We start from the raw sequence: 22,438 nt of genomic DNA on the forward strand, positions 1-22,438 counted from the left end.
CGGCGATCCGGATGGAAGGAGCGGCACGTGTCCGCAGATGCTCTTGTTCCTCCCCCGTCGGCGGCCGCCGGTGAGACCGAACCCGCGGCGGAAAGCGAGACGGAACTCGAGGTCGCCACCACTGCCGGGACGCGATTCGGCCTGCGTGTTCTTCCGCAGGCCGACGAGTCCGCGCCGGTGATTCTCCTGCTTCCGGCGATGGGGGTTCGGACAAAGTACTACACCCCCTTCGCCGAGGCACTGCGGTCGCTGGGGTACTCGGTCGTGACAACCGATCTGCGCTGGCATCACCACGGAGCCGCGGCGCTCCGGCGCTCGGCCGGCAGCCGGGGCAGCTACCAGGAGGGTGTCGAGGACGACCTGCCGACGATCACGGCGGCGACGCGGGAACGATTCCCCGGGGCGCCGCTGTTCGTCGTGGGTCACAGTCTCGGCGGACAACTCTCGATCCTGCGTGCCGCGCGGGAGGCCCCCGACAGCGGCGGGCTGAGCGGCCTGGCCGTCATCGGCGCGGGCACCTCGTACTGGCGCGTCTTCAGGCCCCTTCGTTCAGCGTGGGTCCTGGGCGGTTCCACGTTCGTCGCGGGGGTGTCGCAGCTGCTGGGCTACTGGCCCGGGCACCGGTTCGGCTTCGGCGGGCGGCAGCCCAGGGCGCTGATGCTGGACTGGGCCAGAAGTGCCCGCACCGGCCGTTACCGGCTGGCCAGGTCGGAGCCCGACCTCCTCGGTCTTCTCGGCGCGGTGACCCTGCCGGTACTGGCCATCTCCCTGGACGCCGACCATCTCGCGCCGCGCCGGGCGGTCGACTATTTCACCAGGCGGTTGACGGGCTCGGAGGTCCATCGCGTCCACCTGGACCGCACGAGTGGATCCACCCACCTCGGTCACTTCGACTGGATGAAGGAACCCGCTGTCATAGCACGCCACGTGGCCGAGTGGATCGACCTCGTCCTCGGCCGGAGCGGCACGGGCGCCCGGTGACGGGAACCGCACCGTGACGGGGTGCTCGTCGCGGTTCCGCTCACTGTCGCCATCCCTCTTGTTCGCCATCCCTCTTGTTCTTGTTCGCCATCCCTCTTGTTCGAACTTGTTCGAAGCAGCCGCTCCCCACCGTGATTCTCGCTTCCCACCGGGCAGCCCCGACCGTCCGGTTCACCACGGTTGACAGACGGCTTGTCTTCGTCTCGAAGACAGCCTGTCCATCGCACGTAGGGTGCAGTCATGTCTCCCCGTCGCTACGAGCAACGGCTGCGCACGGCTGGTGCGGACCAGACCCGCCGCCGGATCCTCGACGCGATGTACGAACAGCTGCCCCGGCTCGCGAGCGTGGAGGCGGTCGCGCGGCAGGCGGGCGTGGCCCGGTCGACGGTCTACCTGGTGTTCGGCTCCCGAGCGGGGCTGTTCGATGCCCTCACCCAGGACGTGCTCGACCGGGGCGGTTTCGCGGACCTGGTGCGGGCCGTGCAGGATCCGGACCCACTCGTTCACCTGCGCGGCGGGATCACCGCAAGCGTGCGGGTGTACGCCGGGCAGCGCGACGCCCTGTGGGCCCTGCGCTCGATGGAACAGGCGCTCGATGGCGCGCTGCAACGGGCCGAGCAGGACCGTCTCGGCGGGATGGAACATCTCGCCGAACGCCTGGCCGCCCACGGCCTCCTGCGCGTGCCGGTGGCCGCCGCGGTCGACGTCCTCTGGCTGCTTACCAGCTTCGACGCGTTCGACCTGCTCTACACCGGCCGCCGGCTGTCGGTCGACGAGGTCGCGGCCCGGCTCCTGGCGACCGCCGAGCACGCGCTGCTCTGAACCGGCACACATCCCGCTGGAGCTACCCGAAGGCGGCGATCGACCTCGTCCTCGCCCAGATGGAGACCCTCACCGAGGACTGGTCCCCCGCCGACCAGTAAAACGACACTTCTCCTTGGTCATCGAGCAACCAATGCGCTGACCGGACGAGCTGCTGCCCCCGACATTCTCCGCCTCTTACGGAGATCGATACTCCTGTACTGGACGTGTACTGGACGTGTACTGGACGATAAGAGATGACCTTAACCTTGCTGAATTCGCCGAAGTTCAAAGCCGGTAGCTTCCGCTGGAAGACCTGGGCGGGCGAAGCCGCGTTAGTACTGGGTGGTCGCGGCCAGGGCCAGCAGAACCAGCGCGATCACCGCGGCGGTCGTGCGGATGCTGTTGAAGAAGTCCCAGCGCGCCCGCTGCTCGCGCCAGTCGGCCGGCGGAGACTCCGGCCGCCAGGTGGCCATGGCGTTGTTGATCGGAAGGTCGCCGCGCACGGTGACCAGGATGTTGGTGAGGACGCAGGCCGCCACGATGCCGGCCAGCACCGCGCAGGCCGTCGCACCGGTGACGCCGGCCGCGACCGCCAGGGCGATCGTAGCGATCAGATTTGTAATCTGCAGCAGCTTCATCATCCGCGGGTAGCTGATGTCGAACGCCTGCTTGACCATTACGTAGGGAGTGGGCGGCAGTGAATGCATCGCGGGCCGTACGGCGACCAGGCCGACCGTCAACGTGCCCGCCACCAGCCCGGTCAATACGAGAGAGATCACGACCAGCGCCGAGACCATCCGCTTCAGCTCTCCGTCCTGTGCATGTTGGGGACATACAGGTGACGAGCAGAGACCCGGGCTCGCCCCCGGGCGACTGTGGGGCTAAGGCATTCATACCGCAGACGACGGCTACCCGAAGGCTGGTTCACGAACCGCGTCCAGAATTACCGAAAGTTCCGGGTCATAGGGAAACGAGGCGGCTCTCTACCGAGCCGGTCACAGGCCCAGGTCGTTGATGATCCGGCCGAGCGGCTCGGGCGTGACGGACGGCTGCGGACTATCGACCGTGAGGCGGTTCATCCCCTCCAGGTAGATGTCCACTTGTTCCCTTTCATCCAAATAGGCGGTAAATATTCACATGGTTTTGTGGTCCGGGCATGACTGTGTGCCGCGCGGCCACTCGTCCAGGTAGCGCACCGTCACGGTGATGGTGTTACGCAGTTCCCGCCGTGGTGATGTCGACCTGCTGGTTGCGCCGCACCATGTCGACGATCCGGTTCACCGGTCCCACCACGAACAGCTCGTCCCCGGGCCGGAGCCGGGTGTGGCGTCCCGGCCGGTAGTCCGGCCCGCCACCGGGAGCCCCCTGGCCGTCCCGCTCCACGCCGCCGTCGGTGTCCGCGCCGCTGTCCAGATTCACGCCGCTGTCCAGATTCACGTCTCCGCCGGTGTCCGCGTTCGCGGCCGCGGTGATCACGGCGAGCACCCGGGTCCCGGTGGACAGCTCCCGCAGGGTCGGGCCGACCAGCCCGCCGCCGGCGTGGATGGTCATCCTGGCCACCAGGAACGGCGTGCGCTGCACGTAGAAGGTACTGATGACGTCGTAACCGAGCGCCGCGCCGACGAAATACGGCGTGGCCAGGGCGGACGCGCTGCGTGCCGTATGGATGCCGAAGCGCCGCTCGACCTCGTCGGCCATCGTGGTGTCGAAGATCCGCAGCACTACTCGCAGGTCGGGGTGGTGCGTGTCCGGGTCGGACTCCCGCATCCGGCCGCGGGACCACCCGCCGCCCCGCCGGGCGGCCCGCCGGGCGGGGCGGCGGGCCGCCCACGCCCCCCGCAACTCCTCGTGCGCTTCCCGGGCCGACAGCACGGCCTCCAGGTTCGCGACGTCGTCGCTGGTGAGCACCGCGATCGTGGCGGCATGGGCGAGGCCGGCCTCCAGCAGCGTCGAGCGGACGGTGGCGTCCCCGATGATCACGGGCACCCCACGTTCACGGGCGACGGGCAGGTACCGGTTGTTCTCGTCACGCTCGATCACCACCACATGCCGGCCCGCGCGCACCAGGCCGTTCATCGTGGCGACCCCCACCGAGCCGAGCCTGCATAGAATGACGTGGCCACGCACCGCCCCGGCCCGCCCGCGTCCCATCACCCGCTCCAACCGACGGCTGATGATGATGTTGGTAATGAACGCATAGACGACGGCGATCGACAGGGCGCCGAGCAGCATCAGTCCGATGCCGAACACCTGTAGCCACTCGTCGGCGGCGCCGAAGTTGAAGTCGCCGTAGCCGACCGTGGCCATCGTCGCGACCGTGAGGTAAAGCGCGTCCAGCGGGCCGAACTCGGCGGGTGCGGCCTCGTTGTGGTTGGCGTAGGTCAACCACAGCACGACCGTACCGACCATCATGATCGTTACTACGGCGGCGAGTGCGAACCGGAAGGGGGGGTCGAGCTCCCCACGGATCATCGAGACGATCTCCCGGAACCTGGCCACCGTGGCCCGCCAGACCCCCCGGACCCCTCCGGGCTCGCGGGGATCGCCGGGATCGCCATGCTCGGCCGAGCCGCCGGCCAGCGCGGCGAACAGCCGCGCGTCGTGCAGGCCCGCGACCGTCATGCCCCGCTCGTGGAACTCCGACAGCCGCCCGAGGAGCGTCAGCCGGTCGCCGGGGCGCAGCGAGACGTCGCGGGGCGGGCAGAGCTCGGGGAGGCGCTCCCCCGCGCGGCGCAGCGAGATCGGGGTCAGATCGCCATAGCGGGCCCGGAAGGCATGCCGGCCTATGATCGACTCCTCGATCACCGCGAAGACCTCGGCATCGGACCGTTCGTCCATCGGGAAGGCGTGCGTCACGTCCGAGCGGAGGCACGCCTCGACGAAGCTCGGCCCCGCGAGCTCGGCCCGGTTCAGCACCCGGACCTGGCTGAGCGCGTCCGCGAGCTGGTCGCCGAGCTGGCGGTTACTGATGGCCACGACGAGCCGGACACCGGGGGCCGTCTCGGCCGCGACCAGCGCCGTGCCCAGGTTGTCGAGGTCCGTCTCGTGACAGGACACGACCGCGAGCGCCGCGGCGATGCCGGCCTCGCGCAGCGCCCCGGCGCCACGGGTACTCTCCACCAGGACCCGCACGCCCCACCGCTCCACCCTGCGCCGGGTGGCGGGGGCGACCCGATCGTCGATGGCCACCACCGTCACACCCGACGCCCGGAGCTGTTCGGCCAGCCGGAGCCCCAGGTTGCTCAGCCCGCAGACAATGACGTGACCCGACGAGTCGGAACCACCCGAACCACCGAGACCACCGAAGGCGCCCGAACCTCCCGAGCCGCCCTGACCGTTGACAGCGCCATGCCCGCTGAGGGCACCATGAACGTTGACGGTGCCATGCCCATCGAGGGCACCATGAACGTTGACGGTGCCATTGCCTCCGGTCACGCCGGGACTTCCAGAACCCGCTGCCATGCCACCCCCCTCCAGCACGCCGAACCGGTCCCGTCCCGGTCATGCCTCGACCGGACCATCCTCAACCGGATCGGTCCGGGGCCGATCAACACCGCTCGGCACGCCGTGGCGCACCTGGCCGGTCCTCGCCGGACCCGGCCGGGATCGGGCGCGCCACAAGGGGAACAGGCACCGCGCTGAGGTGGGGTATGGGGACTCGTCCGCTGCCGCCAGTTTGTCATACCGGCCCGCGGCGACGGCCGGGCACGGACCCGGTGGGCGGATCCGCCGCCTCCGATAGTCTTTTCCACCGGTAAGTGGCAAAACGGTTCGGATTCGGCTACCCAGGCAGGGCGGAGAGCAGCAGTGAAGGCGAACGAAACTACTCTGGGTGAACTCCTCCAGGGTCAGTGTCAGTACGTCGTCCCGTTGTATCAACGCCCCTACAGCTGGGAACGCGCCAACCTGCGGCAACTCTGGGCCGACATCACGAGCGTGGCCGCCGCCGGTCCAGCGGCAACACACTTCCTGGGTTCGCTGGTTCTCGCGCCGAGCCCGTCAACCACGCCGGCCGGAGTGGCGATCTGGCTGGTGGTAGATGGTCAGCAACGGCTGACGGCGCTGAGCATCCTGCTCTGCGCGATCCGCGATCATGTCCGAGATGACGATCAGATGCTCGCGGCGAAAATCGACGATCTGTACCTCATGAACAGGTACGCGGCCGGAACCGAACGTTACACCCTGTTACCGACGCGAGCCGACCGGACCGCCTGGACCGCTCTCGTCGAGCGGTCGCCGGAGGCAGGAGGCCGGGCGGGGATCGGCGACGCATACCAGTTCTTCCGCAAGGAACTCGCCGCGTTGCGCGACGCCGACGACCCGCTGGACGCAGCACTGATCGAGCAGGCCGTGGTCGGTCAGCTCGCAATCGTGGAGATCGCCGCGCATGTCGACGACGACGTCTACCGCATCTTCGAATCGCTCAACCACACCGGCCGCCGGCTCACCCAGGCGGACCTGCTGCGCAACTACCTGTTCATGCGGCTACCCACCCGAGCGGACCGGGTGTACGACTGGCGGTGGTTCCCACTCCAGGAACTGCTCGGTGACAGACTGGAGGATCTGGTCTGGCTCGACCTCGTGCTCCGCGGCGACGACCGTGCCACCAAGGAGACCGTGTACCAGTCGCAGCGGCAGTATCTCCAGACGCTGCCGGACGAGGACGCCATCGAGCAGTGGATCTCCGAGCTGCATGCAAAGGCCCTGCTGTTCAGCCGGATCCTCGATCCGGACCGGGAGGAGGACCCGGTCCTGCGGCAGGCCCTGCACCGGCTGCGCCGGTGGGGGGCGGACGTCGTCCGGCCGATCGTCCTACACATGCTGATCGCGCATGCGAATGACCGTCTCGACGCCACCGAGACCGCCGCGGCACTCCGGGTGGTGGAGAGCTACCTGGTGCGGCGGATGCTGGTCGGCATCGCGAGCGCCAACAGCAACCGCATCCTCATGTCGCTCGTCAAGGAGCTCGGCGACCAGACACCGACCGCCGCCGCGGTCACGCGGGTTCTCTCCGGCCCGCGTAAGAAGTTCCCGACCGATCAGCCTGTGAAGGAAGCCGTCCTGCTCAATCCCTTCTACTGGACCGGACGCGGCCCTCAGCGCACCTATGTGTTGCGCAGCCTGGAAGAGGATTACGAGCATCTCGAACCAGTCGACTGGGGCGTGAAGCTGACGGTTGAACACATCCTCCCCCAGTCATTGTCGAGACCGGGATGGAAAGCGGTTCTCGACGCCGATGCCCACGAGGGTGAGACGCGCGACGAGCTGCACCGCAGGCTCGTCCATACTCTGGGCAATCTGACGCTCACCGCCTATAATCCGAAACTCGCCGATCACGAGTTCACCGAGAAGAAGAAGCTGCTGGCCGACAGCGGGCTGGCGATGAACCGAGAAATCGCCGGTCAGGACAGATGGGGCCGGGAGGAGATCCAGAATCGTGGCCGGGCGCTCGCCGAGCGGATCGTGAAGATCTGGCCCGGCCCGGACGAGTCCGTAGTACCGCCGCCCCAGGACCAGCGATGGACCCTGATGAGCCGGGTACTGGCCGCGATCCCACCCGGCCGCTGGACCAGTTACTCCGACGTCGCGGAGGTGATCGGGTCCCACGCCGTCGCGGTGGGAGCCAAGCTGGCCAGTGCCCGGATCTCCAACGCCCACCGCGTCCTGCTCCTGAACGGTTCCGTCTCCCCGGACTTCCGCTGGCCCGATCCGGAACGCACCGACGATCCACGGGAGATCCTGACCGCCGAGGGTGTCATTCTCAGCAGGTCGGGCCGGGCACTGGCCCGCCAACGCATGACCGCCGCCGAACTCGCCGCCGCCGCCGATCTCGAAACCCCGGAAGAGAGCCAGGGCGCCGCCGGAACCAAGGAACGTCTGTGGGCCGCCCCGGCCGCCCGGTCCGCCGTGGGGCTCGCGGTCAGCCTGTGGCCATCAGAGCGGCGCGCGGCGGCGCCCACGGACGATGCGAACTCCGGCCTCTCCTACCGGGACCGGGTCCGGGGCTGCCTGCTGGGCGGGGCGTTGGGAGACGCGCTCGGTGCGGCAATCGAATTCCAGTCGCTTGACGAGATCCGACGGGAGTACGGGACCAGGGTGACCCGCAAAGTCTGTTTGTGCAGGTAGACGGTGTGAGACGGGGTGCGGGGGGCTGGGGCCGGTGGTGGTGTGAGGATCCGGGCCCGGCTGCTGTTTCGTCGCTGTGAGTAGCGCGTGTGAGGGTGGGTTCCGGCGCCGGCGGAAACGCCACCGATGACGTTCTGTGACAGCCGGTGGGGTGGGTGGGGCGGTGGGGCCGTGGGGTCCGGGGGAACAACGGCGGGCCACCACGGTGAGGGTGGCTGCGGTGAGGCAACGGGGTCCCGGTAGGACGGGGATTGCCTAGATCACCAGCCGTAGGGAGCCCCGTTGCCGGTCCAGTCTCGCATGCCCGTCACTCCCACCGATCTCGGACAGGCCGGGTCGGGGCAGCTGGTCCGGATGCGGCGGTCGCTGCGGGTCCTGGGGGCGCACGGCGGTGAGGTGCAGGGGCTCGCCGACGTACTCGCCGGGGTGCCTGACCCGCGGGACCCGCGAGGGATACGTCACCGGCTCCCGGTGATCCTGGGACTGTCCGCCGCAGCGGTCGCCGCGGGGGAGAAGTCGGTGGAGGAGATCGCGGCCTGGGCTGCGCACGCCCCGACGCAGGTCCTGACCGCTCTCGGGGCGCGGGTCCATCCGGTGACCGGGCAGCCGCAGGCACCGTCGGTGGACACGATGATCCGGGTCCTGTCCGCGGTGGACAGCTCGGCGCTGGCGAGGGCGGTCGGGATGTTCGCCGCGGCCCGCGCCCGCCAGGCCCGTGGTGGTGGGCGGCGGGTGGTCGCGGTCGACGGGAAGACCCTGCGTGGCGCGGCTGGGCCTGAGGGGCGGGCACCGCACCTGCTCGCGGTCGCCGAACACGGCACGGGTGTGGTGCTCGCCGAGCATGAGGTCGGCGCGAAGACGAACGAGGTCACCGCGTTCGCACCGCTGCTCCGCGAACTGCATTCCCATGATCCGCTGGATGGGGTGGTGGTGACCGCTGATGCGTTGCACACGACCCGCGCCCACGCCGACCTGATCGTCACCGAGCTGGGAGCGCACTTCGTGTTCACGGTGAAGGCGAACACCCCGGCGTTGTCGGTCGACTGCCACCAGGCGACCGACTGGACGAAGATCCCGATCGGGCACAGCGCCGAGGGCAGGGCCCATGGACGGTTCGAACGACGCACCATCCAGCTGGCCCAGGCCAGCGAGGCGATCCGTGCCCGCTATCCCCATGCCCGCACCGTGGCGCGGATCCGCCGTCATGTCCGGCGGACCGTGACCACCGGCACGGGCCGGGCCCGGGTCACCCGGACGATCCCGAGCACTGTCACGGTCCACGTCCTGACGAGCCTCACCCTCGACGCGGTCACACCCGCTGATCTCGCGGGCTACGCCCGAGGGCATTGGACGATCGAGAACAAGGTCCACTGGGTGCGCGATGTGACGTTCCGTGAGGATGCCTCGCGGGTTCGGACCGGCCCACTGCCCCGCATCATGACCACGCTCCGTAACCTGATCATCGGGCTGATTCGCCTCGCTGGCCATAACCGCATCGCCCCGACCATCCGCAGAATCCGACACGACAACGCCCTGCTCCTGGCCATCCTCACTCTCGACAACCCCGCTGACCTGCATCAATGACTTTGCGGGTCACCCTGAGTACGGGACGGCGGGGGTCATCGGCCTCACGGCCGCCTACGGGGTACACGCTCCGTTTACAGATGACACTCAGATGACGCTCTTTACCGTGGAGGGTCTGATCCGGGCCTCGGTCCGCAGCCGTTCCCGGGGCATCGCCGATCCGCCCGCGGTGCTGTGGCGCGCCTACCAGCGTTGGCTCACGACGCAGCGGCGGACCGGTCCGGCCGCCGGGGAGGTGGACGGCTGGTTGGCGGCGCAGCAGCTGATGTATGCCCGGCGCGCTCCGGGGAACGCCTGCCTGTCCGGGCTGGGGCGCCCCGAGATGGGCACGCTCGCGCGGCCGGCGAACCCCGACAGCAAGGGATGCGGGGCGGTGATGCGCTCGGCCCCGTTCGGGCTGCTCCGGCGGGGCCCGGAAACCTCCTTCGACCATGCGGTCGCATGCGCCGTGTTCACCCACGGTCATCCCTCCGGGTACCTCGCCGCGGGCGCGTTCGCATGGATCGTCGCCGCGATGGTAGACGGCGCTGGCATCACCCAGGCCACCGCATCGGCCCTCGGCCGCCTGTCGGCCGAACGCGACGGCAAGGAAGTAGCCAGAGCTCTGCGGGCGGCGCTCGGAACGGCAGCGGACGGTGCGCCCACGGCGGAACGCGTGGAATCGCTGGGCGCCGGCTGGGTCGCCGAGGAGGCGCTAGCGATCGCGGTGTACTGCGCGGTGGCGGCGCCCGACGATCCGCAGACGGCGCTGCTCGCGGCAGTCAACCACTCCGGCGACAGCGACTCGACCGGCGCGATCTGCGGGAACCTCGTTGGCGCCGCTCTGGGTGAGCCGGCGCTGCCGGCAGCCTGGCTGAAGGAGCTGGCGGGCTATGAGCTGGTCGGGCAGGTCGCGGACGATCTGGTAACCGAGATCGAGAACACCGCGACCGTCTCCGACGCCTTCGGCGCGGCCACCCCGGCCTGGTCCACCCGCTACCCCGGGAGCTGAGCTCACGCACATCAGATCTCCCATCGGTTCGAGCTGCGCCGGTGCTCCGTGGTGCTTCCGGCTCACCTGGTCGGGGGACGTTAACCTGACCGTCCCCCTACCGAAGGTCCCTTTCGGCCACCCGGGGCGGCGAGGTGAGCTGGGCTGCGAGGTGAGTTGCATGAAGGTGCGGACAACAACGGGCCGGCGATGGATCGGGGCGGTGGCGCTGCTGGCGGGCGCGCTGCTCGTGCCGCTGGGATGTGGCGGCGGTGCCGGTGGCGGCGGCTCCACCGACGTCACCACGCCGAAGCCATCGGTGTCCGGCACCACGCCGGTGCCTTCTCCGTCCGTGTCCTCCCGCTCGCCGGATGGACCGGTGGTGACGTCGCCTTCCACGACCGCGACGCCGCGGGAGCCGGTCTGGTCGAGCGAACCGCGCCGCGTCGAGCATCAGCTGTACGGTAACGCGACGGTCGTCGCGGTGCGCGGCGCGCACAACGTCGCCGGCGGGATGGCTTTCGATCGGCTGACGATCGAGTTCCAAGGGCAGCTCCCTGGCTACGAGGTGCGTTACGTGGCCGAGGTGCTGTCGCCGGGCGAGGGCGTTGCGGTCCCGCTGCGGGGGCAGGCGTTCCTGGAGGTGGTGTTGTTCCCGGCCGTGGCCCACGATGAGACCGGTAGGTCGACGCTGCGCACACCGCGGGCCGGCGGCGGGCTTCCCGCGCTCGTCCAGTATCGGATGACCGGCGACTACGAGGGATACGTCCATTTCGGCCTGGGGGTTGACGATCGGGTCGGCTTTCGGGTGCTCGAACTGTCGAACCCGTCGCGCGTGGTGATCGACCTCGCCGCCTGAGGCCTGCCGGTGAGGTCTGCCGGTGAGGCCTGCCGGTGAGGCCTGCCGGTGAGGCCTCGGCCCGTGGCCTGCCCGCGCCGCCCTGGCGCGGGCAGTTCCCTCTTTGCCGTCGCCGGTCATCGAGCCACACCGCGCCGCACCCCGAAAACCCAACACAACAGCATGATCAACTTAGGCTGCCCGGCACTGGTCCGGGAACGGCCCGTTCGGCATCGGGGGTCGGGACCTTCCGCACATGGTCTCAGGACTGGCGCGATATGGGGTGCTTGGCCTCGGCAGAGAAACATACGTGCCGGTCGGGGCACGCCGGAAGGTGTGCCCGCCCTGTGGAGATCGGGAGGCTGTCATGACGTACGTCCCACCTGGAAAGCCAGGCAGTATCGTCCATGTTACGGACCGGTACGAGAACTTCATCGGTGGAAAGTGGCTGCCGCCGCGGGCCGGTAAGTATTCGACCAACCTCAGCCCGGCCACGGCGCAGCCGATCTGTGAAATACCGCGGTCGGCGGCGGAGGATGTCGAGGACGCCCTGGACGCGGCGCACGCCGCCGCCGGCTCCTGGGCCGCCGCGTCCCCGGCGGAGCGGGCCGAGGTGCTGACCGCGGTGGCGGATGCGATCGACGCCAACCGGGAGATGCTCGCGGTCACGGAGAGCTGGGAGAACGGCAAGCCGGTGCGGGAGACGCTGGCTGCCGACATCCCGCTGGCCGCCGACCACTTCCGGTACTTCGCCGCGGCGGCGCGCACCCTGGAGGGGTCGATCTCCGAGATTGACGGCAGGACCTACGCCTATCACTTCCACGAGCCGCTCGGGGTGGTCGGGCAGATCATCCCCTTCAACTTCCCGTTGCTGATGGCGGCGTGGAAGCTGGCGCCCGCGCTGGCCGCGGGTAACTGCTCGGTGATCAAGCCGGCGTCACCGACGCCGTGGTCGATCCTCAAGCTCGCCGAGGTGATTCAGGACGTCATCCCGCCCGGCATCATCAACATCGTCAACGGGCCCGGCGCCGAGGTCGGCAGAGCCCTGGCCACCAGCCCGAAGATCGCGAAGATCGGGTTCACCGGTGAGACCACGACCGGCCGGCTGATGATGCAGTACGCGGCGCGGAACATCATCCCGGTCACCCTGGAGCTGGGCGGAAAGTCCCCGAACATCTTCTTCGAGGACGTCCTGGCCGCCGACGACGCCTATCTGAACAAGGCGGTCGAGGGGCTGGTGCTGTATGCGTTCAACAAGGGCGAGGTGTGCACCTGCCCGTCCCGGGCGCTGATCCAGGAGTCGATCTACGACGAGTTCATGGCGCGGGCGCTGGAACGGGTCGGCCGGATCCAGCAGGGCAACCCGTTGGACCCGGCGACAATGCTGGGCCCGCAGGTCTCCGCGCAGCAGCTGTCAAAGATCGGCTCCTACGTGGACATCGGCCTGGCTGAGGGCGCCGAACTGCTGGCCGGTGGGCACCGGACGCGGCTGGCCGGAGAGTTCGCGAACGGCTACTTCTTCGAGCCGACGCTGCTGAAGGGCCACAACAAGATGCGGGTCTTCCAGGAGGAAATCTTCGGCCCGGTGCTGGCTGTCACCACCTTCAAGGACGAGGCCGAGGCGTTGGCCATCGCCAACGACACGCCTTACGGGCTCGGTGCCGGTGTGTGGACGCGGGACGGTGCCCGCCAGTTCCGGATGGGCCGGGGCATCAAGGCCGGCCGGGTCTGGGTCAACTGCTACCACCAGTATCCGGCGGGCGCGGCATTCGGCGGATACAAGGTGTCCGGCATCGGCCGCGAAAACCACCGGATGATGCTGGAGCACTACAGCCAGACCAAGAACATGCTGGTCAGCTACGACGAGAACGCGCTCGGCCTGTTCTAGGGTCTCGGAGTCCAGGGTTCCGGAGTCCAGGGTTCCGGAGTCCTTTGGCATTTCCCATCGACGATTCCCCTGACTGGAGGATGTTATGAAGGCAGCAGTTGTCACCGATTTCCGGGCACCGTTGCGTATCGAGGACCGGGACGTCCCGGTGCCGGGGCCGGGCCAGATCCTGGTACGGATGGAGGCCAGCGGTCTGTGCCACACCGACATCCACGCGGCGCACGGTGACTGGCCGGTGAAGCCGACTCCCCCGTTCGTCCCTGGTCACGAGGGCGTCGGCGTGGTCAAGGCCGTGGGCGCCGGGGTGACCGGGCGCGCGATCGGCGACCGGGTCGCGATCCCGTGGCTCGGTCACGCCTGCGGACGCTGCCGCTACTGCGTCGGCGGCTGGGAGACGCTGTGCGAAAGCCAGCGCAACAGCGGCTACTCGATCGACGGTGCGTTCGCCGAGTACGCGGTGGCCGACGCGGACTACACGGTGCCGGTGCCCGGTGACGTGCCGTCGTTCGACGCCGCGCCGCTGACCTGCGCCGGCGTGACCACCTACAAGGCCATCAAGGTAGCCGGGGTGACCCCGGCCGAGACGGTGGCCGTGTTCGGCATCGGCGGGCTGGGCCACCTGGCGTTGCAGTACGCCCGCATCGCGGGTGGTTTCACCGTCGGGGTCGACGTCACCGAGGCCAAGCTGGAGCTGGCCACCGAACTGGGCGCCGACCACGTGGTGAACGCGCGGACCGCCGACCCGGTCGAGGCCATCCAGCGGCTGGGCGGCGCCGACGTGGCGGTCGCGCTCGCCGCGTCGCCCCGTTCGTTCGAGCAGGCGTTCGCCTCGCTGCGGCGCGGCGGCCGGCTGGTCTGCGTGGCCCTGCCGGCGGATGGCACGATGTCCATCCCGATCTTCGACACGGTCCTGAAGGGGATCACGGTCAAGGGATCGATCGTCGGCACCCGCAACGATCTGGCCGAGGTGTTCCGGCTGCACGCGGCCGGCCGGACCAGGGTGATCGCTTCCGGCCGGAAGTTGGACGACGTCAACGCCTGCATGGACGAGGTCCTGGACAGCAGGGTCCCGGCCCGGCTGGTGTTCGAGTTCTGATCTGGCCCATTCCGACCGGTCCGGCCTGATCAAATTTGACCCGATCTAACGCGATCTAACGCGATCTGATCCGGTCTGACCTGGTCTGACCTGGTCTGACCTGGTCTGCTTTGATCTTGCCCGCACGGCCATCGGTCCTCATCCCCCCAACGGGGAAGGGAACACGAGGAGAATCCCGAAAGGGGGAAAGACCATGAGTCCGCTTACCGTGGGCGTGGCCATGGAGACCGCGCCCGGCGAGCGTCGGGTGGCCATGGTTCCGCAGGTCGTGGGCCGATTGGTCGGCTCCGGTCTCGACGTGCTCGTCGAGACCGGAGCCGGACGTGGCGCATGGTTTCCCGACGGCGCCTATGCCGAGGCCGGCGCCACCGTCGTCGCACGGCTCGACCTGTTCGCGCGGGCAGACGTGGTGGTGTCGGTCAGCCTCCCGGACCCGCGGACGCGCGCGTTGCTGCGCGGCGGGCAGACCCTGGTAGGGCTGCTGGCGCCGTTGCCGCGGCCGCAGGTGATGGCGCAGCTGGCCGAGGCGGGGGTGACCGCGGTGAGCCTCGACGGGCTGCCGCGGACGCTGAGTCGGGCCCAGTCCATGGACGCGCTGACCTCCCAGGCGAATGTGGCCGGGTACAAGGCGGTGCTGGTCGCCGCCGACGCCTACCCGCGTTATTTCCCGCTGCTGATGACGGCGGCCGGCACGGCCCGGCCCGCCGAGGTGCTGGTGCTCGGCGCGGGCGTGGCCGGGCTGGCCGCGATCGGCACGGCCCACCGGCTCGGCGCGGTCGTCCGCGGTTACGACGTCCGCCCGGAGGCGCGGGGCGAGGTGACCTCGCTCGGTGCGAGTTTCCTCGACCTGGGTGGGCCCGACCTGGGCGGGGTGGCCGGCGGAGCGGGTCAGGGTGGCTATGCCCGGGCGTTGACCGCCGAGGAACTGGCGGGCCAGCAAGAGGCGCTGGCTGCCGCCGTCGCCCGCCATGACGTCGTCATCACCACCGCTCAGGTTCCCGGCCGCCGGCCGCCGCTGCTGGTGACGGAGGAGGCGGTCAAGACGATGCGGCCCGGGTCGGTCGTCGTGGATCTCGCCGCGAGCCCCCTCGGGGGCAATGTGGAGATCTCCGCGCCGGATGAGACGGTGGTCACCGCGGGTGGCGTCACCGTGATCGGCGCCGGCAACCTGCCGGCCCTGATGCCGGCTGCGGCATCGGCCGCCTATGCCCGCAACGTTGCCGCGTTGCTGGGCCATCTGGTCCACGACGGCGCGCTCACCATCGACACCGCCGACGAGATTCAGGCCGGGGTCGTCATCACCCACGCCGGCCGGGTCGTCCACCCCGCCACCGCCGCCCTGCTGACCGGCGGCTCCGCGGAAAGCCAGTCTGGAGCGTGAGGACATGACCGAGACGTTGGTCACCGACCTGACCGTCCTCGTCCTGAGCCTGCTGGTCGGGTTCGAGGTCATCAGCAAGGTGCCGTCCACCTTGCATACACCGTTGATGTCCGGCGCGAACGCGATCCACGGCATCGTCGTCGTCGGCGCGATGCTGGTCGCCGCGACAGCGCACACCCCACTGGGCTACGTCCTGGTGTTCTTCGCCGCCGCGTTCGCCGCGATGAACGTGGTGGGCGGCTACGTGGTGACGGACCGGATGCTGGAGATGTTCCACCGGCGCCCGGCCGCGGAGCGAAGCCGGCTCGCAGGGCAGAACCAGCCGGCAGGGCGGAACCAGCCGGCAGGGCAGAACCAGCCGGCAGTGGGGAGTGAGCGGTCATGAGCGGCTCGGACACGGCGATCCGCCTGCTGTTCCTGGCCGCGGCGAGCTGCTTCGTCCTCGGCCTGCACCTGATGAACTCGCCCGCGACCGCCCGCCGGGGCAACCAGCTGTCCGCGGCCGGGATGGTGGCGGCCGTCGGGACCGCCGTCGGGCTGCTGGCCCGGGACGGCGTCATCACCGCTACCGGCCTGATCGTCCTGATCGCCGGTGTGCTCCTGGGATCCGGCGCGGGCCTGTATGCGGCGCGGACCGTGCGGATGACCGCGATGCCGCAGCTGGTCAGCGTGTTCAACGCGGTCGGCGGCGGCGCGGCGGCGCTCGTCGCGTTCGCCGAGGTGGCGCGGTTGGGCGGCGCGGCCGGGCTGGCCGGGGCCTCCGGTCAGACCACCGTGACCGTCGGCCTCGACGTCGTCATCGGCGCGGTGACCTTCTCCGGCTCGCTGGTGGCCGCCGGCAAGCTGCAGGGCCTGATCAGTGGCGCGCCGGTGCTGTTCCGCGGCGCCCGACTACTGAACGCCGCGCTGGCCGCGGTCGCCGTGACCGGCGTGGCGGCGATCGTCGCTGGTCACGGTGGGACGATCGCGCTGTCGATCGTCGCGGCCGCCGCGCTGGGCTTAGGCGTGACGATGGTGCTGCCGATCGGCGGCGCGGACATGCCGGTGGTGATCTCGCTGCTGAACGCGTTCACCGGGACGGCCGTGGCGATGGCCGGTTTCGTGCTCGACAGCACCGTTCTCGTTATCGCGGGCGCGCTGGTGGGGGCGTCCGGCTCCATCCTCACCGTGCTGATGGCCGAGGCGATGAACCGGTCGATCCCGGCCATCATCGTCGGTGGTTTCGGCACCGCGGACTCGACCGGAAACGCCGGCGCGGCGGCCTCGGCCCCAGTGCGGTCGGTCGCGGCGGACGACGCGGCCCTGCAGCTGGCGTACGCGTCGAAGGTCATTATCGTGCCCGGCTACGGGCTTGCGGCGGCGCGGGCCCAGCATGAAGTAGTCGAGCTCGCCGACCTGCTCACGCAGCACGGGGTGGACGTCTGCTACGCGATCCACCCGGTCGCCGGCAGAATGCCGGGCCACATGAACGTGCTGCTGGCCGAGGCGCACGTCCCCTATCCGCAGATGAAGGAACTGGCCGAGGTCAACCCCGAGTTCGCGCAGGCCGATGTCGCCCTGGTCGTCGGCGCCAACGACGTGACCAACCCGGCGGCCCGCCGTCCCGGCAACGCGATCTCCGGTATGCCGATCCTCGACGTCGACCAGGCGAAGAGCGTCATCGTCATCAAACGCTCCATGGGCCACGGCTACGCCGGCATCGACAACGAGCTGTACACCGACCCGAAGACCGGAATGCTCTTCAACGACGCGAAAGCCGGCCTGAGCGCGCTCACCGCCGCCATGAAGACACTCGTGCACTGACCTCCCCGGCGGTCCGTCCTCCCCGGCGGTCCGATGATGCTGCTCGGCCTCTTGGCAGATGGTTCACCAGGCCGTTCCCTGAGCGATCCCGGCTGCACGCGGAGTGGGATGCGGATGTGGATAAGGCCCTACGTCGTACCGGGATGGTGTGGTGCGGTGGGTGCGGGTGGGACACTCGTCGGGTGATCGGCGGGGCAGGGTGATCGGCGGGGCAGGGTGATCGGCGGGGCAGGGTGATCGGCGGGGCAGGGTGATCGGCGGGGGCACATCGCGCGCAGCCTTCGATCGTGCGCACCTTTCTCACCGAACGCTTTACCGACCCGTATCTCACCCGGTCCGAAACCGGCTACCAGGAACTACTCGCCACGGTCTCGGCACACCAGGTCCACGCCGCTCGCCGCCGGTACGACACCGGCGGCGAGCGGCGTGATCACGCGTGAACCCGGCCTCCCCGAGGACCTGACAGGCCTTGACCGTCAGTCACGATCTGGCGCATCGGCACCATCGGCACCCGGCCCTACGCGGCGACGGCCTCCAGCGCGCGGTCGAAGTGCCGATGGGCGGCCACGGCCGTGGCGAACGCGGAACCGAAGTCGCCGAGCACGGACGGCCCCGCAAGGTCGCGGACCGTCACGATACCCCGGTCGGACACCACCGCGTCACCCTGGTCGGCGACCCGCGCGCCCGGCAAGGATGCGATCTCGAGCAGCGACACCCCCGCGCCGACCGCGCCGATCGGCTTCGCGTGCTTGTACGCCTCGCCGACGTAGTGCACGGCCTCGCCGTTGTGTGTCAGTGCGGTGACACCGCGCTCGCCCGGGGCGACGAACACCGCGTCGTAGAGGACCGAGGACATGGTCACCAGCGTTCGGTCCACCGGCAACGCGTCGCCGGACACCGTGGCGAGCATGCCTCCGTGCGGCGCGAGAACCTCCAGGATCGCGCCCTGTTCGCGCAGCGCGGCGGTGGCCGAACGCAATGCCACCTCGTCCACGCCGTCCGCCGCGAGCACCGCGATCCTGCGGGTGGCCACCCCGCTGGGCTGGTCGGCCTGACTCAGCGCGGGTGAGGATCGTCCGTGGTTCGGGGTGCTCTCCGGTGGCACCGGCAGTCCGAGGTTCTCGGCGACCCCGGCCGCGAGTTCGTGGTCCACCTGGGCGAGATGTCCCAGGACACGCTCCTTGATCTGGGTGTAGTCGACCTTGCCGAGCTCAAAGCTGAACGCGTCGACGATGTGCCGCCGCTCCCAGGAGGACATGCTGTTCCAGAACAGGGTGGCCTGGCTGTAGAAGTCCTTGAAGCTCTCGCTCCGCTTACGGATCGTGTTCCCGTCGACCCGCTCGGCGTAGTGCACGTACCCGCCGTGCGCCGGATCGGAGAGCACCGGGCAACCGCCGCTGATCGAGTTCGGGAAGTACGACGTCTGGCTCTGCTGGATGCGATGCTGCCCGTAACCGTCGCGGGAGTTGTTGTGCACCGCCGCGACCGGCCGGTTGACCGGCAGCTGGGCGAAGTTCGGGCCGCCGAGCCGGATCAGCTGGGTGTCCAGGTAGGAGAACAGCCGGGCCTGCAGCAGCGGGTCGTTCGTGAAGTCGATGCCGGGGACGACGTTCTGTACGCAGAACGCCACCTGCTCGGTCTCGGCGAAGAAATTGCCGGGGTTGCGGTTGAGCACCAGCCGTCCCACCGGCCGCACCGGCACCCGCTCCTCAGGGATGATCTTCGTCGCGTCGAGAAGATCGAAGTCGAACGCGTGCTCGTCGGATTCCGGCACGAGCTGCACGCCGAGTTCCCACTCCGGGAACGTACCGTTCTCGATCGACTCCCACAGGTCCCGCCGGTTGAAGTCGGGGTCCTTGCCCGCGATCTTCTGTGTCTCGTCCCAGACCAGGGAGTGCGTGCCGAGCTTCGGCCGCCAGTGGAACTTGACGAAGGTCCCCTGCCCGGCGGCATCGACGAACCGGAAGGTGTGCACGCCGAAGCCCTGCATCATCCGGTAGCTGCGCGGCAGCGCCCGGTCCGACATCAGCCACATCATCATGTGCATCGACTCGGGGACGAGACTGACGAAGTCCCACAGGGTGTTGTGCGCGGAGGATGCCTGCGGGATCTCGTTGTGCGGCTCCGGCTTCACCGCATGGACGAAGTCGGGGAACTTGATGCCGTCCTGAATGAAGAACACCGGCATGTTGTTACCGACGAGATCGAAGTTACCCTCCTCGGTATAAAATTTTACGGCAAATCCGCGTACGTCCCGGACCGTGTCCGCGGAACCGCGGGAACCGCCGACGGTCGAGAACCGTACGAACACCGGGGTACGCCGGCCGTCCTCGCCCAGGAAGTGCGCCCGGGTCACGTCGGCGAGCGACTCGTACGCCTCGAAGTACCCGTAGGCACCGGCACCACGGGCGTGGACGACCCGCTCGGGGATGCGCTCGTGATCGAACCGAGTGAGCTTCTCCCGGAAGTGGAAGTCCTCCAGCAGCGTCGGACCGCGTTCCCCCGCCGCGAGCGAGTCGTCGGTGTGTTCGACACCGATCCCCTGGTCGGTGGTCATGCGGGCGCCGTCGTCGCCGATTCGGACGGCGTCGAGTTGCTGCTGCTTCGCGTCGTCCCGGGGGAGGCGCGACGTCCCGGGATCGGTCATGATGGTCACCTCGCTGACTACCTGATGCTGTCCGGGCGTACCCGGACCTACCCGCGACGACACGAGTAAACCTCGCTTCCGGACGGCGTCGCGCCGGCGTCGCGGTCTTCCCCGCCGCCAGCGGGAACCAGCGAGGAACCAGCGAGGAACCAGCGACGAACCAGCGAGGAGGCATCCGTTGCGGGAGAACCTGGCGGAGTCGCGCAGCATCGCCCGGCTACTCCACCCGCGCACGGTCGCCGTGGTGGGGGCGAGCCGCGAGCCGGGCTCGATCGGTCACGAGATCTTCCGTCGGCTGCTCGCCAGCGAGTTCACCGGCTCTGTCTATCCGGTCAACGCCGCGGCAACCCATGTGGCGTCCGTCTACGCCTACCGAGACCTGCGCGACGTCCCAGTCGAGATCGACCTCGTGGTCGTCGCGGTGCCGGCGCCACGGGTCGCCGAGGTCATGCGGGCCTGCGCGGAGAAGGGGGTACGCGGCGTCATCGTGGTCGCGGCCGGCTTCGCCGACGGGGGTGACGAGGGACGGGCCCGGCTCGCGGACGTTATCCGGATCGCCCGTGACGGCGGCATGCGACTGATCGGGCCGAACGCGATGGGCGTCATCAACACCGTCCCGACGGTCCGGCTGCACGCCACCTTCGCGGTCGGCGACCCCCCGCCCGGCCGGGTCGGCCTGTTCACCCAGTCCGGGGCGCTCGCGGGCACGTTCCTCACCGACGCCTCCCGGCGCGCGCTGGGCATCTCCACGTTCGTCTCGATCGGGGACCGCTCGGACGTCTCCTGCAACGACCTGCTGCGGTACTGGCGCTCCGATCCACGAACCGGCGTGGTCATGCTGCATCTGCAGAGCCTGGGCAACCCACGCCGGTTCGCCCGGATCGCCCGCGAGCTCAGCCGGCACAAGCCGGTCGTGGCGCTCAAGAGCGGGCGGGAGGCCGCCCACAGCGACATCGGCGCCCTGTTCAGCAGCGCCGGGGTGATCCGCGTCGACACGTTGAGCCAGCTGTTCGACACGACCCAGCTGCTGGCCTGCCAACCGCTGCCGGCCGGCCGGCGGGTCGGCATCGTCGGGACCTCCAGCGCGCTCGCGGCGCTCGCCGCCGACGCCTGCCGTACCTACGGGCTCGACGTGCCGGCGCTGTCCGCCTCGACCTGCGCCGGCCTCGCCACGCTGGTCGGCCATCGGTACGCCACGAACCCCGTCGATCTCGGGCCGCTGGCCGATCCGGACCGGTTCGACGCCGCGCTGCGCGCGGTCGCGGCCTCCGGGGACGTCGACGCGATCATCACCCTGGTCACCCCGCACGCGCAGGTCGACCGGCTGGCGAGCTCGGTGCGCGCGGTGGCCGTCGAGAGCGGCCTGCCGCTGCTCGCCTCCTTTCTCGGGCAGGATGGGATCCCCGCCCAACTGGCTGTCCGGGACGGCTCGGGTACCCCGGGCCCGGGGTCGGTGCCGTCCTACGCCTCGCCGGAGTCGGCCGCGCTCGCGCTGTCCCGCGCGGCCGACCATGCCGCCTGGCGGGCCCGGGACCAGGGCAGCGTCCCCGTGCTGGCCGGCATCGACCTGGACCGCGCCCGCGCCGAGGCCGAGCGCTACCCGAAGGACGGGGCGTGGCTGCCCGATGCCGCCGTCGCGACCCTGCTGGCCGGGGTCGGCCTGCGCGCCTGGCCGAGCCGGCGGGTCGGCGACCAGGCCGAGGCCCTCGCCGCGGCGGAGGCGTTCGGGTGGCCGGTGGCGCTGAAGATCGCCGACGAACGGTTCCGCAGCCGGCTCGACGTCGGCGCCGTCCAGCTCGGAGTCGACGATGCGGCCGGGCTCACGCAGGCCTGGCAGGCCATCCGCGCCGCCGTCGGGCCGGGCGACATGCTCGTGCAGCCGATGGCCCCGGCCGGGGTGTCGACCGTGGTGCGGCTGCGGCAGGATCCCATCGTCGGTCCGCTGCTCTCACTGCGCCTGGGCGGGGTCGTCGCGGACCTGCTCGTCGACCCGCTCTCCCGCACGCTGCCGCTGACCGACCGGGACGCGGCCGAGCTCATCCAGGAGATCCGCGGCAGTGTGCTGCTGCTCGGCGGCTCCGGGGCGCCCGCCGCCGACACCGACGCCCTGGCCGACCTGCTGCACCGCGTCGCCCGGCTCGGGGAGGAACTGCCGGCCATCGCCGAGATCCTGCTCGATCCGGTGCTCGTCGGCCGCCGCGGCGTCGTGCTGCTGCACGCCGGCATCCGCCTGCTCCCGCCCGAGACGGAGCCACGGACACTGCCACGGACGCTGCCGCGCGCGCTCGCCGCCGGCGGTTGAGCCCGCTCCTCGGGCGCG

At 69.9% G+C, this 22,438-nt stretch carries 16 protein-coding genes; 13 read left to right on the top strand and 3 right to left on the bottom strand.

Features of this window, described 5'->3' with window-relative positions; genetic code table 11:
* The first annotated feature begins 27 nt into the window (after window positions 1–27).
* Both FRANCCI3_RS14760 and FRANCCI3_RS14765 read left to right on the top strand, forming a co-directional pair.
* Window positions 28–981 (top strand): alpha/beta hydrolase family protein, encoded by a 954-nt coding sequence (locus tag FRANCCI3_RS14760; RefSeq protein ID WP_011437323.1) that lies wholly within the window; start codon window positions 28–30, stop codon window positions 979–981.
* Window positions 982–1,221: 240 nt separating this feature from the next.
* Complete coding sequence (locus FRANCCI3_RS14765) at window positions 1,222–1,803, top strand: TetR/AcrR family transcriptional regulator (RefSeq protein WP_011437324.1); 582 nt, start codon at window positions 1,222–1,224, stop codon at window positions 1,801–1,803.
* Window positions 1,804–2,117: 314 nt separating this feature from the next.
* Here FRANCCI3_RS14765 and FRANCCI3_RS14770 read toward each other — a convergent pair whose 3' ends face one another.
* Both FRANCCI3_RS14770 and FRANCCI3_RS14775 read right to left on the bottom strand, forming a co-directional pair.
* Window positions 2,118–2,582, bottom strand: coding sequence for a DUF1772 domain-containing protein (locus FRANCCI3_RS14770; RefSeq protein ID WP_011437325.1), 465 nt, complete (start codon window positions 2,580–2,582; stop codon window positions 2,118–2,120).
* Window positions 2,583–2,997: 415 nt separating this feature from the next.
* Window positions 2,998–5,247 (bottom strand): NAD-binding protein, encoded by a 2,250-nt coding sequence (locus FRANCCI3_RS14775; protein WP_011437326.1) that lies wholly within the window; start codon window positions 5,245–5,247, stop codon window positions 2,998–3,000.
* 345 nt (window positions 5,248–5,592) lie between these two features.
* On the opposite strand from FRANCCI3_RS14775, the gene FRANCCI3_RS14780 reads away from it, so the two are divergent.
* The 10 genes from FRANCCI3_RS14780 (at window position 5,593) to FRANCCI3_RS27060 (ending at window position 17,911) form a co-directional block, all read left to right on the top strand.
* A complete protein-coding gene (locus FRANCCI3_RS14780; RefSeq protein ID WP_011437327.1) occupies window positions 5,593–7,911 on the top strand; it encodes a GmrSD restriction endonuclease domain-containing protein in 2,319 nt (772 codons plus the stop codon).
* Window positions 7,912–8,211: 300 nt separating this feature from the next.
* The gene (locus FRANCCI3_RS14785; RefSeq protein WP_049760812.1) at window positions 8,212–9,495 is read left to right on the top strand and encodes an ISAs1 family transposase; all 1,284 of its coding nucleotides are present in this window, start codon (window positions 8,212–8,214) and stop codon (window positions 9,493–9,495) included.
* A gap of 37 nt (window positions 9,496–9,532) precedes the next feature.
* Entirely contained in the window at window positions 9,533–10,486 is a 954-nt protein-coding gene (locus tag FRANCCI3_RS14790) for an ADP-ribosylglycohydrolase family protein (protein WP_258165193.1), read from the top strand.
* A gap of 160 nt (window positions 10,487–10,646) precedes the next feature.
* Complete coding sequence (locus FRANCCI3_RS14795) at window positions 10,647–11,324, top strand: AMIN-like domain-containing (lipo)protein (protein ID WP_011437329.1); 678 nt, start codon at window positions 10,647–10,649, stop codon at window positions 11,322–11,324.
* A 346-nt stretch (window positions 11,325–11,670) separates the two neighbouring features.
* Complete coding sequence (locus tag FRANCCI3_RS14800; RefSeq protein WP_011437330.1) at window positions 11,671–13,191, top strand: aldehyde dehydrogenase family protein; 1,521 nt, start codon at window positions 11,671–11,673, stop codon at window positions 13,189–13,191.
* Between the two features lie 85 nt (window positions 13,192–13,276).
* The gene (locus FRANCCI3_RS14805) at window positions 13,277–14,287 is read left to right on the top strand and encodes a zinc-dependent alcohol dehydrogenase (protein ID WP_011437331.1); all 1,011 of its coding nucleotides are present in this window, start codon (window positions 13,277–13,279) and stop codon (window positions 14,285–14,287) included.
* 193 nt (window positions 14,288–14,480) lie between these two features.
* Window positions 14,481–15,668, top strand: coding sequence for an NAD(P) transhydrogenase subunit alpha (locus tag FRANCCI3_RS14810; RefSeq protein WP_011437332.1), 1,188 nt, complete (start codon window positions 14,481–14,483; stop codon window positions 15,666–15,668).
* A 4-nt stretch (window positions 15,669–15,672) separates the two neighbouring features.
* On the top strand, window positions 15,673–16,053 hold the full coding sequence (locus FRANCCI3_RS14815) for an NAD(P) transhydrogenase subunit alpha (protein ID WP_011437333.1): 381 nt from the start codon (window positions 15,673–15,675) through the stop codon (window positions 16,051–16,053).
* Complete coding sequence (locus tag FRANCCI3_RS14820) at window positions 16,050–17,471, top strand: NAD(P)(+) transhydrogenase (Re/Si-specific) subunit beta (protein WP_011437334.1); 1,422 nt, start codon at window positions 16,050–16,052, stop codon at window positions 17,469–17,471. The genes FRANCCI3_RS14815 and FRANCCI3_RS14820 overlap by 4 nt, the downstream gene beginning before the upstream one ends.
* A 287-nt stretch (window positions 17,472–17,758) precedes the next feature.
* A complete protein-coding gene (locus tag FRANCCI3_RS27060) occupies window positions 17,759–17,911 on the top strand; it encodes a hypothetical protein (protein ID WP_157493469.1) in 153 nt (50 codons plus the stop codon).
* A 77-nt stretch (window positions 17,912–17,988) separates the two neighbouring features.
* Here FRANCCI3_RS27060 and FRANCCI3_RS14825 read toward each other — a convergent pair whose 3' ends face one another.
* A complete protein-coding gene (locus FRANCCI3_RS14825; protein ID WP_011437335.1) occupies window positions 17,989–20,118 on the bottom strand; it encodes a catalase in 2,130 nt (709 codons plus the stop codon).
* Between the two features lie 178 nt (window positions 20,119–20,296).
* On the opposite strand from FRANCCI3_RS14825, the gene FRANCCI3_RS14830 reads away from it, so the two are divergent.
* Complete coding sequence (locus tag FRANCCI3_RS14830; protein ID WP_011437336.1) at window positions 20,297–22,420, top strand: acetate--CoA ligase family protein; 2,124 nt, start codon at window positions 20,297–20,299, stop codon at window positions 22,418–22,420.
* The last annotated feature ends 18 nt before the right edge of the window (window positions 22,421–22,438 follow it).

This window comes from Frankia casuarinae, from assembly GCF_000013345.1.
GTDB classification, from domain to species: domain Bacteria; phylum Actinomycetota; class Actinomycetes; order Frankiales; family Frankiaceae; genus Frankia; species Frankia casuarinae.